12 protein-coding genes are annotated in these 13535 nt (G+C 59.9%); 4 read left to right on the forward strand and 8 right to left on the reverse strand.

Going from position 1 to position 13535, the window contains the following annotated elements; translation table 11 throughout:
- Positions 1–19: 19 nt before the first annotated feature.
- The 4 genes from G5S37_RS29970 to G5S37_RS29985 form a co-directional block, all read right to left on the reverse strand.
- A complete protein-coding gene (locus G5S37_RS29970) occupies positions 20–1003 on the reverse strand; it encodes a thioredoxin family protein (RefSeq protein WP_165209997.1) in 984 nt (327 codons plus the stop codon).
- Positions 1003–1482 carry a hypothetical protein gene (locus G5S37_RS29975; RefSeq protein ID WP_165210000.1) on the reverse strand — a complete coding sequence of 160 codons (480 nt, stop codon included), beginning with the start codon at positions 1480–1482 and terminating at the stop codon, positions 1003–1005. The genes G5S37_RS29970 and G5S37_RS29975 overlap by 1 nt, the downstream gene beginning before the upstream one ends.
- A gap of 144 nt (positions 1483–1626) precedes the next feature.
- Complete coding sequence (locus G5S37_RS29980; protein WP_165210003.1) at positions 1627–4677, reverse strand: Dyp-type peroxidase; 3051 nt, start codon at positions 4675–4677, stop codon at positions 1627–1629.
- Complete coding sequence (locus G5S37_RS29985) at positions 4674–5102, reverse strand: hypothetical protein (protein WP_165210006.1); 429 nt, start codon at positions 5100–5102, stop codon at positions 4674–4676. Before G5S37_RS29985 ends, G5S37_RS29980 begins: the two co-directional genes overlap by 4 nt.
- A 214-nt stretch (positions 5103–5316) precedes the next feature.
- Here G5S37_RS29985 and G5S37_RS29990 point away from each other — a divergent pair, with 214 nt between their 5' ends.
- Positions 5317–6573 (forward strand): valine--pyruvate transaminase, encoded by a 1257-nt coding sequence (locus tag G5S37_RS29990; RefSeq protein ID WP_240914747.1) that lies wholly within the window; start codon positions 5317–5319, stop codon positions 6571–6573.
- Positions 6574–6655: 82 nt separating this feature from the next.
- Positions 6656–8827, forward strand: a complete 2172-nt coding sequence (locus G5S37_RS29995; protein ID WP_165210012.1) for a hypothetical protein — start codon at positions 6656–6658, stop codon at positions 8825–8827.
- A gap of 419 nt (positions 8828–9246) precedes the next feature.
- On the opposite strand, the gene G5S37_RS30000 is transcribed toward G5S37_RS29995, so the two are convergent.
- From G5S37_RS30000 to G5S37_RS30005, 3 genes are all read right to left on the reverse strand, one after another.
- Positions 9247–9435 carry a hypothetical protein gene (locus G5S37_RS30000; protein WP_165210015.1) on the reverse strand — a complete coding sequence of 63 codons (189 nt, stop codon included), beginning with the start codon at positions 9433–9435 and terminating at the stop codon, positions 9247–9249.
- Between the two features lie 151 nt (positions 9436–9586).
- Positions 9587–9709: a hypothetical protein gene (locus tag G5S37_RS32790; protein WP_276617006.1), complete on the reverse strand. Its 123-nt coding sequence runs from the start codon at positions 9707–9709 to the stop codon at positions 9587–9589.
- A gap of 149 nt (positions 9710–9858) precedes the next feature.
- The gene (locus G5S37_RS30005; RefSeq protein WP_165210018.1) at positions 9859–10326 is read right to left on the reverse strand and encodes a L,D-transpeptidase; all 468 of its coding nucleotides are present in this window, start codon (positions 10324–10326) and stop codon (positions 9859–9861) included.
- A gap of 58 nt (positions 10327–10384) precedes the next feature.
- Between G5S37_RS30005 and G5S37_RS30010 the strand changes: the two genes are divergently transcribed.
- Together G5S37_RS30010 and G5S37_RS30015 are read left to right on the forward strand one after the other, a co-directional pair.
- Entirely contained in the window at positions 10385–11413 is a 1029-nt protein-coding gene (locus G5S37_RS30010) for an aspartate-semialdehyde dehydrogenase (protein WP_165210043.1), read from the forward strand.
- A 329-nt stretch (positions 11414–11742) separates the two neighbouring features.
- Entirely contained in the window at positions 11743–12660 is a 918-nt protein-coding gene (locus G5S37_RS30015) for a polyprenyl synthetase family protein (RefSeq protein ID WP_240914748.1), read from the forward strand.
- Between the two features lie 40 nt (positions 12661–12700).
- Here the strand turns inward: G5S37_RS30015 and G5S37_RS30020 are convergent, their stop codons facing one another.
- Positions 12701–13504 (reverse strand): hypothetical protein, encoded by an 804-nt coding sequence (locus tag G5S37_RS30020; RefSeq protein ID WP_165210046.1) that lies wholly within the window; start codon positions 13502–13504, stop codon positions 12701–12703.
- Positions 13505–13535: the final 31 nt, after the last annotated feature.

Consider the following 13535-nt stretch of genomic DNA (forward strand, 5'->3'; position numbering starts at 1 on the left):
GCTCACCCTTCGAGCTTCTTCACCCTTCACCCCGCCGCGCTGCAATCTGCGCCTGGTCTTCCTCGCTCAAGCGGGTCAGGAAGGTCTTGAAAGGTTCACCCCACTCGGTGGTAAAGGTGGCCATGTTCGCATCCAGCGTATCAAGACGGGCGAAGACTTTGCTGCCATCCTTGCTGGTCCACATACGGTAGCGCTGGGACTCCATCTTCTGACGCCGTGCATCCACCGCCTTCTTGCTGTCCGCCACGGCGATCTCCAGGCGCTTCAGGTAGGCCTTGGTGTAGGCGCTGCCCTCACCCGCGGATTTCTCGTTATAGCCGGCGATGCGCTCAATCTCGGTACCGTCCGGGAGCGTGATTACCACCGTCGGATAACCTTTGGCTTCCAGCTTCGACTTGAAGTCGCGATAGTACGGGCTCTGACGGGTGTCGGCATCGCCGTAGTTGATGCGCAGGGGGATGAACTGCTCCGTCACCAGCGTGCGGAAGTCGGGTGTCAGCACCAGCGTATTCTCCAGCGCCTGGGCCGCACTGCTTCCCTGATGCGTGAAAAGGATGAGTATGGGCTTGCCCGTCCGGCGCGCGTCCTGCGTGGCGGTGGTGAGGCTGCTGTGCCAGCCCACCCGTCCGAAACCCTGCACCTGCGTCTGGACCACATTGGAGAAATCGAATACGCCGCCTTCACCCGCGGCGCCACCTGCTGCAGCTCCCGCTCCCGCACCACCAGCCCCGCTTGCGCCAGCGAGGGCCTGTCCGTTATTCATCAGGCCGTGAAGCCCATTCTCAGGCCCGGCTGGCTTTCCCCCTTCTCCCTGTCCGTCTGCTTTCTCAGGTTTTTTCTGCTTCTTTGGTTTCTTCCCAAAAGTCTCGGCCCGGTACTTGGCCTTGACGAATGCGAGCTTCGCCCGGTCGGGGAGCTGGCGCGCCACGTGACACTGCGTCAGCAGCAGGCACGGCAGGAGCAGCAGCAGATGGGCGCGTGGACTCACAGTGCGAAGCATCATCACCGCGAGCCTCCCAGAGAACCAGACATGGACCCCGGCTGATAGCCTCTCCACATGGCGCCGCCTCCTGCAGCGCCGTAGTTGGAGCTGTTCAGGTCACCTCCCTGTTGGTTGTAGGGCCGGTAAAAACCACCCGCCGCTCCGGCGCTGGGGAGCACCTGCTCCACCGGGTTACCTCCGGTGGGGATGCCGAGCTGGCGTTTTTGAGCATCGGAGATCTCATGCCGCGCCCAGGCCATGTCCTGCGCCTGGTTGGGAATATTGTTCTGGATGGAGCGCCGGCGGTCATTGTACTCCTGCTGGCTGATCTCCCCACGGCTCAACTGGCCCTCGATGATGGCAATCTGTGACTGCGCCATCTCCTCCGCCTTCGCATAATAACGATCCATCTGCGCCGCAGTGGGGGTGGTGCTGGAGCAGGAGCTCAGCGCCAATGCCCCCAGGAGGAGGGCGGTTGCCGATAGAGAGCGGAGAATCATGAGGGAGAAATTCTAAGGAGTGGGCAGAACGATTTCAACGAAAACTACCGCCACGCTGAAGGCATGGACATCCCGGACCGGGAACGGTTCATTCCAAGCATTCTACCAGGACTGCATCTGGCACAGCAGCCCGGGACATGCCGCTCACTTCGCCAGAAATTCCAGCGTACGCCTTCCTGGCACAAAGAAATAGCCTCCACCTCGTACGGTCACAAAGCTCGAAAGGCCTGTAAGCTTGATGGGAGGTCCATCCGGCATCGGAATGGTGAAGCTGCACCGGTCCTTCCCCCCGGTGGAGAGCACGGGGTCCATCTCGCCGTTCAAGCCGTGGAAGGAGGTGTTGTTCACCCAGGTCTGTTGGATGAACTCAAACTGCCTTTCCAGATCGGCGTTGAAGCAGGCGAACATCAGGCCGGGCTTCTGCTCGCCTTGAGGAATGTACTGCCTGCCGCGCCGCAGGATCCGATGCCGGTTGCTGATGTCGATCTGCTCCTGTGACCCCGGCGTAAAACTGTCCCGGGGATTCGCCCGGCGAATGTGGGCACCGAAGGGGCAGCGCAAACCCTGCTCATCATCGCGACCGTAGAGAAAGTCATTATCCGGACGGGACTCTGGTTTTTTCGCTGTCTTTGATTCTTTTTCGTTGTCGGCTTTGCCGGATTCGGCAGCCGGGCCTGGCTCGGAAATCGCCTCGAGGGGCGGCTCCCCAGCGTTCACACGGACAACAAGCTGCGCGGTATTCTCCGCCACCGGAGTCGGGACAGGAACGCTGGCCTCCAGCGACGGCGCGGCGTTGCCGGCTCCAGACGCAGGTATCGCACTCCCCGTGACGAGTGCCGCTCGCTCGCCGCGATCCGCCGCCTTCGCTGCAAACGTGGGATTGCGTACAAGCGACGATCCGTTTTTCCAACGCCCCATCATCTTCGCCTGCACCCACTCAGGTTCTTGATTCACCTCGTGTGCGAGTCGCCCGGTTTCCAGATTAAAGCGATCAACATCCTGCTCCAACTGGCGGAGCACCAGAAATGTGCCGTTGCGCCCCAAATCTCTCGGCGCTTCGACGACCGTGGTGGAGAAGGCCGTCTGTGGATCTCGCGAACCGGGCACCAGTGCCAGGCGGTTCTCGGGATCCTCTGTGGCTGCAATGCTCGGAGAGGGCGGGAAATATCCCCGATTATCCGGATAACCGAGGATGAACTCGCCAGCCGCGACCAGATTGAGAGGATCTGGATTTCTCCTGGCCAAAAAGGTTCCTTGGATGATGGGCTGGGAGATTCCATCTTGGAAGCCGAATGGCTCCTTGGATGTGACCTCCATGAGCGGCACCTGATTCACGATGGCGCCTCCATGACCATTCAGATTCTTCACCAGCTCCGAGGTGGCGCACTCCAGGATCTCCTGGGTACTGCAGTAAAGCATCACCACTCCATCGATGCCCTCGCCTCTTTTCCCCCACCACCAGTTTGCCGGATCGTTTTTGCCGGAGTCGCCCAACACACGTGACCGGACCGGTGCGGTCATGCCTTGCTGGAAGACATTGGGAAAGGTGTCAATGGCTTCACTGGGGAGGTTCAGCTTGGTGAGGATCGAGGGTGCAAGCCCCAGAACGAATGCGCACTCGTCAGGCTGCATGTCCCCATAGGACACTTGGGATTTCACCGAGCGCAGCCAATCGACCGCCTTGTTGGAATCTCCAAGGTCGAAGAACAGGCACTTCGCATGCTTGAGGCTCTTGAGCCCGCCGTACAGCAGGCACTGAATCTCGCTGGTTTCAAGAGCAGCAGACGGGCGCGGCTTGGATCCAAACAAGCTCAGCCAGTGACGGGCTTCGTCCTCCGTCTGGGCAGCGGCAAGCCCCTGGCGCATCGCCGCGTTCGTCCGGATGCCGGCCGTCGTAATATCTTCATAAGCGGTGTACCAAAACAGGGAAGGCTGCTGCTGCCCGCGTGCCCAGCGTTTGAACCGATCTCCGTCCGTCGCTCCTTTGTTCACGAGCCATTCCGTGCGTGGATATCCCAGTGTGTTGCTCCACACAGCGGTAAGTCCTCCATGAGCCTTCGTGATGAAGTCTTCCAGATAGCTCTCCCAGCTTCCTCCATAGTTGCTGAAGAACAACAGATCCCCCGTGCCCGGCACGAGGATCCAGCGGGCAAAGTGAATGGTCCCCAGGGTATCCAGAAAGCCCGGACGGTACTTCCGCACAGCGAGCTGCCCGATGGTGAAAAACGAAAGCCGGATCAGGAACCTACGGATCCAGCCCGCTTTCATGACCGACTGGACGCAAAGATGATTCTGCGCGGCCACGTTCTCGCGCTTGGTGATCTCGGCATAGTGCTTCGGATCCGGATTGAGATCATCCGCCAGGTCGGAGTCCTCCATCTTGCGAAGCTTGGCGGCGATGTACCATGCCACAATGAGTGTCGCAATCACCACAGCGCCCGTTGCCATCACGATGGCGAAAAAGGCATCCAACCGGCTGTGACCGCTCCACCTCACGAACCATCCGGTGATAACCCACGCAACCACGGTGAGCAGCAGTACCGGCCAGAGGAAGTTCAAAACTCCCGCAATGGCGATCTGCGGAATGGGTACCGCCTGGCTTTTCTCAGGACCCAGCAAAGGCGTCGGTTCCGCAGTCAGAGCCCATTTCCAGTTCACCTCTGCACCAATCCGCTGACGGATATCCGTGAGGATCTTGAGCGCACTGGATTCAGTCGGGTGACGAAGATATTCGTCCGGCAACATCCCGGCCACATGGTACGCCAGATCTCTTTCGGCGCGGATGCGTTTCACGGACATGCCGGGTGTGCCTGCAAAACCGAGCCCCACCGTGGAGAAGTAACCTTGTTTCAAGGTATGCGCCTTGCTCTTCAGGAACTCGGCAAGACTTTGCGCAGCCTCGAAGCCATGAGCGTGCTGAAAGATCGGCTTCAGCCACTCCCCCAGATCCTTTTCGATTTGGTCCAGCAAAGCGGACTCTTCACCATCGCCTGAGAATTCCAGCACCAGATGGCCATCCGGACCGGAAGCCGACTCGAGCGCGTGGAGACTCGCGAAATGAATGACTCCGGTCTTATCCAGTGCTTCCTTAATTTCGTCGCCAGCAGGATTCCCCAGCGCTTCTATCTCTTTGCGAATCGTGGGGATATCACTCCCCTTCACTGTTGCGACAATGGTCACCAAGGCATGGCTCATAAAGCAGTCTCCCTCTCTTGAGTTAATCGAACGACCAGCCGATCCAAAAACGGCCCTTCAAACTGGGGCGTGGATGGATGCTCCGCGCCGAACAAAAGCAGCTGCTGCAGTAGCGCGAGCATTTCATCGATCACTTGCAGCGTTTTCTCACGCTCGGAATCCGTTTCACCGAGGAACCGCTGGCCTGGTCGCGATTTCGCGTCGATGCCCACCAGGAATGACCGGGCGCCTTCCCACACACCTTCCGACGTGACTACCACTGGCACCTCAACACCACCACCCGCCCGGCGGGTTGCGAGCACGTGCAACAGCGGCGCGTGGGCCTCTTCTGCATAAGGAATCCCATATCGCTCGAATATCCAGCGGGCCATTTCAACCATCGGGCTTGCCCGTGTGGAAATGAGCCGATGACGTGGTCGCTCCATGGGAGGACTTGCAAGCATAGGATTGGCTCTTGGATTTCACGCAAACCGGTATTTTGCAAGTTCAACTAGTGGACTAGGAAACTTTTCAGGGGCCACATTCCTCCTGAATCGGATGTTGGTGAAAAAGGCCCGTGGGCAATGAATCTGGATTCGCATCGCTTCTTTGCCACCCCGGTGTTGACCTTCCGCCGCGAACCATGGATCCTCAATGCCAATGACTTTCTCACGCATCGGCCAGTTGCTCTCCGGGCCCAGCGGCATTCAGGAGCTGATGGACGACCTCGGCGCCGCCATGACCTCCCATCCGGACATGCGGATGCTGGGGGGCGGCCAGCCGGCCGCCATCCCGGAAGTACAGGCCCTCTGGCGGCGGCAGATGCACGCCCTGGTGGAGGACGGTCCTGTGCTGGATCGCATGCTGCTGAACTACGATCCCCCCTCGGGGAACCCCCAGTTCCGCGAGGCATTCGCGTCTTTCTTGAAACGGGAATGCGGCTGGGAGGTGACGCGTGAGAACATCTGTGTGCTGCCCAGCAGCCAGGCTGCCTTTTTCCTCCTGTTCAACCTCCTCGCCGGTGACTCCCCCTCTGGAAAAAAGCGCATCCTCTGTCCCTTGGTGCCGGAGTACATCGGCTACGCCAATCAGGGCCTGAGCGAGGAACACTTCGCCGCCTGCCTGCCGCAGATCGAGGAGCATGGCCCGCATGAAATCAAATACCGCGTGGACTTTGACCGGCTGCGTAGCGCTATCACACCGGACATCGCGGCCATGGCTGTCTCGTGTCCCACGAACCCGACGGGGAATGTGCTCACGCCGGAGGAGTTTACCCGACTGCGCGACCTCGCACGTGCGCGCGGCATCCCCCTCATCGTGGACAACGCGTACGGACACCCCTTTCCGGATGTGCTCTACACCGGCTTTCACCCGCACTGGGAGGAGGGCATGATCTTCTCCATCAGCATGTCCAAGGTGGGACTGCCCGGCGTGCGCAATGCGATGATTGTTGCCTCACCGCAGATCGTGAAGGCGCTCAGCAACATGAACGCCATTCTCGCGCTCGCGAATCCCAATCTCGGCCAGACCCTGCTCACGCCGCTGCTGGCTGATGACACCCTGCCGCGCCTGAGCCGCGAGGTCATTCGCCCCTTCTACAAGGCACGCTCCGACTTCGCCGCCGAGGTGCTCACGAACTCCCTCGGCGACCGTACCCGCTGGGCACTGCATGCCCGGGAGGGCGCCTTCTTCCTCTGGCTCTGGCTCAAGGATCTGCGCATCACCTCCGCGGAACTCTACCAGCGGCTGAAGGAACGCAGCGTGCTGGTCATCCCCGGCCACTATTTCTCCTTTGGTCTCAAGGAACCTTGGGCTCACGCCTCCCAGTGCCTGCGCATCACCTTCTCCCAACCGCACCAGATCGTTCAGGACGGACTGGAGATCCTCGCTGAGGAAGCGGTGAGGGCGAGCCAATGACCGGCGTCCGAACAGGCGGACGCATTCGATCTGAACAGCTCGTCAGTAGACATCGGTATCGCGCGCTCGTCACCATCATGTCATGAAGCAACTTTTCTACTGGTTGGTTCTTCTCACTCTCATGCCGGTGGTCGCCATCAGGGCGCAAACTACGGGCGGTTATGTGTTTGAACTCGACGGGAAACCTTTCACTCCCCCAGTGCACACCACAGAGGGAGAGGAGCCTGTACCGGGAGATGTGGCACTGGTGCAGGGCTTCAAGCTGTGTCTGGATGCGCCGGGGAAATACTCCTTCACCATCAAGAATGGAAAACTCTACCGAACACTCGCAGACGGCCGGTCCATGGTGGTCGCTTGCAGCATTGAGGAAAAGGCGCAGGACAAACCAATCGGCTTGGCAACGGAACCGCAAGCACCCGCGACTGTCCTCAATCCGCTGGCAGACATGGATGACGAAGCCTTGCGTTCACTGCGTGGCCTTACGCTCCGGAAGTGGCCGGATGGGATCGAGAAACTTCTGGTGAAGCTCGACTGGGAACATGTCTGTCTCGATGTCAATGCAGGCGTACTCTGGCAATGGGATGAGAAGATGCCTCCCATTCCTGCAGAGGTACGCATCTTGGTGATGGATTCCGGTGGTAACTGGCAGTGCACCGACATGTCTGGTTTCTCCAAACTACAGAACCTGCGTTTTTTGGACCTGCGGGACGTCCGTCCAAAACACTTTGATTTTGCGGTCTTGAAAAGCCTCCCTCTGGAATACCTTATCCTGCCTTCAGGACCACAGGTCTCCCATCTGGAAGTGCTCGGTTCGCTTTCAGCACTCAAGGTCCTGGTGGCGAACTACTGTGACTATCTCGGCGATGCCCGCTGGCTGGGCCAGTTGCAGAATCTGCGGGAATTCTACGCGGGCCAGATCCTGGCATTCGATCACAGGCCACTTCCCGGACTGGAGCTCTCCGCACTCGCCAATCTGCCCAAGCTCACCAAGTTTTACGTGTCCGGCAGCAAAGTGGCGAGTCTGCCGGATGCCCCAATGCCCAAGCTCAAGAGCGCCTTCCTGCTTTTCAGCAATGCTCCTCCAAAAGCGATCGAGGCGTTTGTGAAGGCCAATCCCCAAGCGCGAATTCACAAGAGCATGAACGAGGACCTCGCAGAGGTCCTCGATGGGGTGGACAGGATTTGCGCCAAATCAATAGGCGTGGACATCCGAAATCCTGAAGAAGTGCAGACCCTGCGGGACACTCGTGACCTGACGGAGGTCAGGGAGCTGCTGAAGCACTTTTCCGTCGACGAAACCAAAAACCACGGGCAGTGCAGTTGCCTGGGCAATGTCGTTTTTGCACTCTACAAAGGTGAGGACCTGGTGGCCGTGATTGGATATCACCATGGCAGCGCCCTCCGCTGGCACTACGGCACCTGGCCCAGTGATGGCATCCTCACGGGAGACAGCGCGCGCTATCTCGCCGGATGGCTTGCCAAATATGGATACAAAGATTCCCGGCAGCTTGAGAAAGAGAAGTCCCAGCGCCGGGCCGAGGCCGAGCGCCGCCAGCAGGAGCGCTATGCGGCTTTGCTTCCCCCTGCATTGGACAGGTCAAAGTTATCGACAGCCACAGAGGACGATGCCCTCGCAGAATTCGAAAAGCATTTCCCCGCTGTCGAGACGAGAGCTGCGCTCTATCTGAAACTCTTCGGCTGCGGGCAGGATCCTTGGGAGATGGCTTCACCGCTGGACAAGCTCCTCGCCCGGGTGCTGCTTCCCTATCTGCCCAAGGAGGTGCTGCACGAAGCCATCAAGTCCGCGCCTGTCCGGAGTGGAGAAAGCCTTGGAGCCCTTCGCTGGGTATTCGGCGAAGAACATGCGAAGGAGTGGCAGTACGACCAGGCAACCTTCGAACGCCTGGCGCGACTCGCCCTGAACGATCCCCATCCGAGCAATCGCTGGCTAACCATGGCCGTCCTCCGGAATCAAAAGACACCTGAAGCCCTCCAAGTCCTTCGATCCGTTTTGAAGGATGGCACCAAGCCATCACCCAAAAGCAAAAAGGCGGACGACGAAGAGTATGCTTGCGAGCGCATCTACCAGCCGAGCGCCATCAAGCTTCCCGCGGGAACCCCTGACAAAACCGTCGCAGCGCTCTGCCTGAGGATGCTTCAGGACAAGGAGTCCGCCACTGAGGTGGAGAAAATCTACCTGCACCTCAATGCCGAGACGAAGAAGGCTTGGGATGAGATAGTAGGCCAGGAGTGATACGAGAAGAGTTGAAAACAGGTCTTGGTACGAGAGGCCATTCAATTCCAAGGTGAAGTGCCGGGCATTTCAAGGGAGCGTGGACACTCTTGTCCGCTGTTCTGTTGTACTGCGACCTCCTTCATGTGGAGGCTACTGGTGACGCTTTTGGAGTAGCTCTGGTGGAATATGGCCTTGCGTGCCAGATAAAAGAGAGATGTGCGTCAGGGGCGGCGGACAAGAGTGTCCACGCTCCTTTGCTTGGCCCCTCGTTTCCTTCCCCAAGACCCATTTTAACTGTTGATGGTATGAGATGTTCGCTTCCCTAATCGGGTCTGTGCCAGCTAGTCAGGAAGACAAAACAAAAACCGCCGGAGCCTTTCAGCATCCGGCGGTTTTTAAAAAGGAGATGAAGCCTTGTCGGCTTCGCTCAGCTTGGACTAGTGCTTGTGGCCCTTGGCGGCGCACACTTCGCACTTCTTGCCGGCCTTCTCTGCCTTCACGCAGCACTCTTCTTTCTTCACGGCGGGCTTGGAGGAGCAGCAGGAGTCGCAGTCCTTCTTGATGGCAGCGCAGGAAGCGAGGCTCAGAGCGGCGGCAGCAAGGGCGAGGGTAAGAATACGGGTCATGATTTTGGGGAGCAGTACAGTTGGTTGAATGAGCGGTTTAGACTGAATAACAACGCCTGATGCGTGGCATCTGTGTCGCCAGATGCAATAAAAAAGCACGCCAGGATAAACCTGACATGCTTTTGAAGATGTTGAATCTGCTCAGCTCAGCTTACTTGCTGCTGTGCATGCCCATGTCCACGGAGGGCTGGGGGGGCGGGGGATTCTTGGAAGCACAGGAGGAAAGGGTGAGGCCGGCAACGGCCAGGACAAGGGCGGCAATGGTGGCTTTCATGGTCGGGTATCGTTGAATGGATTGAATTGCTGTTTTTCTGGGGGTGGCGGGTAACGCCATTCCTTAATTCGGCCTATAACGGCGAGCAGGCTGGATGCCAACTCCGATTTCTGGGAATTCGTGCATGTTGCCCACGACAGGCAACCCGTTCATTCCGCGATCCAAACGGGCGTTCCCACGCCCACCATGTCATAGAGGGCGGCCACATCCGCATTCCGGAGGCGCACACAGCCATGGCTGGCGGCGCGGCCGATGCTGCCCTCGTCATTCGTGCCGTGGATGTAAATGTAGCGGTCGAGGGTGTTCGCATTCCGCTCTTCGCAGCCCTCCAGCCAGAGGATGCGGGACAGGATGAGATCCCCATCTGTGGGACCATCTGGCTGCCACTCGCCCACGGGCTTGCGCGACTTGAAGATGGTGTGCTGCGGCAGGCCGTCCCCGTGCTTCTCCGCCACGCGGAAGGCGCCCAGCGGCGTCTGGTTCGAGCCCGGCATGAAGCCGATGCCGAACTTCGAGGTGCTGCAGGGCCACTGCTTCACCATGCGGCGCCCATCCCACAGGCTGAGGAGCTGGGTCCCGATGGAGACTTCAAGACGGGGCTGCGAGAGCTGCTGCATTTGTTGCATTTTACGTCCGGGAGCGTAGTCTGCGCGCCCCTCAAATCCAAACACAAATATGAGCCAACTCAAGCACGTCGCCATTGCCGGTGCCACCGGCGCCGTCGGCGTGGAAATGCTGCGCTGCCTCGAGCAGCGGAACTTTCCCGTCGGTCAACTGACCCTTCTCGCTTCCGCGCGCAGCGCTGGAAAGACTATGAAGTTCAAAGGCACCGACGTGACTATCAAAGAGCTCAAGGCGGACTCCTTTGAGGGCGTGGACATTGCGCTCTTCAGCGCGGGCGGCGGCATCAGCAAGGAATTCATCCCGCACGCGGTGAAGGCCGGTGCCGTGGTGGTGGACAACTCCTCCGCCTACCGCATGGATGACTCCGTGCCCCTCGTGGTCCCGGAAATCAACGCGGACGACGTGAAGAAGCACAAGGGCATCATCGCGAACCCGAACTGCACGACCGCGATCACACTGATGGCGCTGTGGCCGCTGCATCAGGCCTTTGGCGTGAAGCGCCTCTTTGCCTCCAGCTACCAGGCCGTATCCGGCACGGGCGCGCAGGCCATTGAAGAACTCGAGCGCCAGACCCGCGAATGGGCCAAAGCCGAACGCAAGTGGGACGATGTGCGTCTGCCTGCCGACCAGGTGAAGGTGTACCCGCACCAGATCGCCTTCAACGCCCTGCCCCATGTGGATTCCTTCCTCGACTCCGGTTACACGAAAGAGGAGATGAAGATGGAGAACGAGGGTCGCAAGATCATGCACCACCCCACGCTCCGCGCGAGTGTGACCTGCGTGCGTGTGCCCGTCTTCCGCGCCCATAGCGTGGCCGTGAGCGCCGAGTTCGAAAAGCCCGTGACCGTGGAAGCCGCCTATGAAGTGCTCCGCACGGCGAAGGGCCTGGACCTCGTGGACGATCCCACGCTGAAGAAGTACCCCCTCGCCCTCGATGTGGCCGGCAAGGACAACTGCGCCGTGGGCCGCCTCCGCCTGGACTGCGCCCTCGACAATGGCCTCGCCTTCTGGGTCGCCGGCGACCAGCTCCTCAAGGGAGCGGCGCTGAATGCGGTGCAGATCGCGGAGTGTCTGGTGTAGCGTACGGGCTGTTCCTATCTTCGATAGATTCGGGCTTCCTCGTTCACCGCGAGGAAGCCTTTTTGTTGCAACGAAGCGGGCCGAAGGCTTTGGACTGCGTGCAGCCTGCTGCCGCTGTCCTCAGCGCAACCTGCTGCGCATTTCACCGCGACGAAGTCGCCTATCCTCTCCCCGTACCATTACGCTTTGGGCGAGCATCGCCATCGCCGCAGCAGGCTGCGGCCTCTTCAAAGCGGCAGCAAGCTGCCGCAATCCAAGGAGGCTTCGCCTCGGAGCGCTTGCCCCCCACCTCCCACATCCCGTTTGACTCCGCCCCGCGCCCACGCTTGATGACCGTTTCCACCCCCGCTGTCTTCATGCCCGAGCTCGACCTCAAGACCTACCTCTCCCAGCGCGTCGCCTTCGTGGATGCGGCGCTGGAGCGTTTCCTGCCTGCTGCAACCACCCGTCCGGCGAATCTGCACGCGGCCATGCGGCACAGCATTTTCGCAGGTGGCAAGCGTCTGCGGCCCATTCTTTGCCTGGCGGCAGCCGAGGCGTGCGGTGGCTCGCGTGAGAGCGCGCTCTTCGCCGCGGGCGCGGTGGAGTGCCTGCACACGTATTCGCTCATCCACGATGACCTGCCCTGCATGGATGATGACGACATGCGCCGCGGCGTGCCAACCTGCCACAAGGTCTATGGCGAAGCAGTGGCCCTGCTCGCAGGAGATGCGCTCCAGGCCCTCTCGTTCGAACTCGTGGCCCGCACGCCGGTGACACATCGGCATTCCCCGGCAGACATGGTGGCGCTCCTTGCACGTACCGCTGGCAGCCTGCATCTCGTGGGCGGCCAGGTGGCGGACCTCGAGGGCGAGGGCAAGAAGCTCCCGCTGGAGGATTTGCGCTACATCCATGAGAGCAAGACCGCCGCGCTGCTCACCGCGAGTGTGAAGCTCGGCGGCATGAGCGCGGATGCCACTGCAGAGCAGATGCAGGCGCTGCATGACTTCGGCATGGCCACCGGCCTCGCCTTCCAGATCATCGATGACATCCTGGACGTCACCCAGACCAGCGAGAAGCTAGGCAAGAGTGCCGGCAAGGACGTGGCCACGGAGAAGAGCACCTATCCCGCACTCATGGGCTTGGATGCGTCACGCGCGGAAGCGCACCGGCTGACTGAGGCGGCGCATGCAGCCCTCGAAGTCTTCGGCCCGAATGGCGTTTGGCTGCGTGCGCTCGCGGACTATCTCCTCCAGCGCGACTACTAGGTCGCGCAACGTCACACCACGCCGCCCCGCGGCACTGGGCTCAGTTCGTCGAAAACTGGCTGGGATTGTTCCCAGTCTTCTTGTTGTTCTTGTCGAACAAATCATTGGCTCCCAGTTTGAGAAGATCATCCGCTGATTTTTCAAGGGTGCTGCTGCTGCCCACAATGGCGACGGTCTTCCCGGTCTGGTCCTTCACCACCAGCAGGTATCCTGAGTATTTGTAGCCGTACTTGTAGTAGATGTTGTCGTAGCTAACCTTCACCTCCTTGGTGTCCTGCGTCAGCATCTTCAGTGGCTCCAAGGTCACCTCAAACTCCTCCCGGCTGACGACCTTGGATTCCTGGTTGTCCTGCAAGTTCTTGGCAAAGGCCATCATCACCGCCTTGCCGCCGTTGAAAGCACGCTGCTGTTCACCGTTCTTGATATCCACCCGGAATCCTATTCGTGCCGTGCGCTCGTCGTAGTAGTTGTTCGTGGGCCGGTCGCTCTTGGCAGGATAGACCTTGGCCTCGATGCGCATGGGCGGGCCTGCAGCGCTGGAGGCCGCGCTTGCCGCAGAAGCGGAAGCAGCGCTCACATTGGCAGCCGCCGCTGCCGGTGTTTGCTTCACGACGGCGCCCTTGCTCACAAAGTAATCCTGATCCGCCTTGCTGAAGTTGGCCGCCTTCACGGTGAAAACGAGGCCATCGCTGGTGCGCTTGATGGTGACCATGTCTCCGCTGGCGCTGACCAACTCGCCATCCAGCGAACGTCCGTTCTGGTCGATGAAAGTGCGCGTCTCCGCAGACAGCGATGCCAAACCGCACATTCCCAACACCCCAAGAATAAGAAAAAGAGTCTTCATGGCTACGATCTACCCCTCCGAAAAGACTAAC

Origin of the sequence: Roseimicrobium sp. ORNL1 (genome assembly GCF_011044495.1) — a bacterium.
In the GTDB taxonomy this organism is placed as follows: domain Bacteria; phylum Verrucomicrobiota; class Verrucomicrobiia; order Verrucomicrobiales; family Verrucomicrobiaceae; genus Roseimicrobium.

Excerpts from the sequence above, each read along its gene's own strand:
- G5S37_RS29975 (WP_165210000.1), bottom strand. The coding sequence starts at position 1,482 with ATGATTCTCCGCTCTCTATCGGCAACCGCCCTCCTCCTGGGGGCATTG.
- G5S37_RS30015 (WP_240914748.1), top strand. The coding sequence starts at position 11,743 with ATGACCGTTTCCACCCCCGCTGTCTTCATGCCCGAGCTCGACCTCAAG.
- G5S37_RS29990 (WP_240914747.1), top strand. The coding sequence starts at position 5,317 with ATGACTTTCTCACGCATCGGCCAGTTGCTCTCCGGGCCCAGCGGCATT.
- G5S37_RS30005 (WP_165210018.1), bottom strand. The coding sequence starts at position 10,326 with ATGCAGCAGCTCTCGCAGCCCCGTCTTGAAGTCTCCATCGGGACCCAG.
- G5S37_RS29980 (WP_165210003.1), bottom strand. The coding sequence starts at position 4,677 with ATGAGCCATGCCTTGGTGACCATTGTCGCAACAGTGAAGGGGAGTGAT.
- G5S37_RS30000 (WP_165210015.1), bottom strand. The coding sequence starts at position 9,435 with ATGACCCGTATTCTTACCCTCGCCCTTGCTGCCGCCGCTCTGAGCCTC.
- G5S37_RS32790 (WP_276617006.1), bottom strand. The coding sequence starts at position 9,709 with ATGAAAGCCACCATTGCCGCCCTTGTCCTGGCCGTTGCCGGCCTCACC.
- G5S37_RS29970 (WP_165209997.1), bottom strand. The coding sequence starts at position 1,003 with ATGATGCTTCGCACTGTGAGTCCACGCGCCCATCTGCTGCTGCTCCTG.
- G5S37_RS29995 (WP_165210012.1), top strand. The coding sequence starts at position 6,656 with ATGAAGCAACTTTTCTACTGGTTGGTTCTTCTCACTCTCATGCCGGTG.
- G5S37_RS29985 (WP_165210006.1), bottom strand. The coding sequence starts at position 5,102 with ATGGAGCGACCACGTCATCGGCTCATTTCCACACGGGCAAGCCCGATG.
- G5S37_RS30020 (WP_165210046.1), bottom strand. The coding sequence starts at position 13,504 with ATGAAGACTCTTTTTCTTATTCTTGGGGTGTTGGGAATGTGCGGTTTG.
- G5S37_RS30010 (WP_165210043.1), top strand. The coding sequence starts at position 10,385 with ATGAGCCAACTCAAGCACGTCGCCATTGCCGGTGCCACCGGCGCCGTC.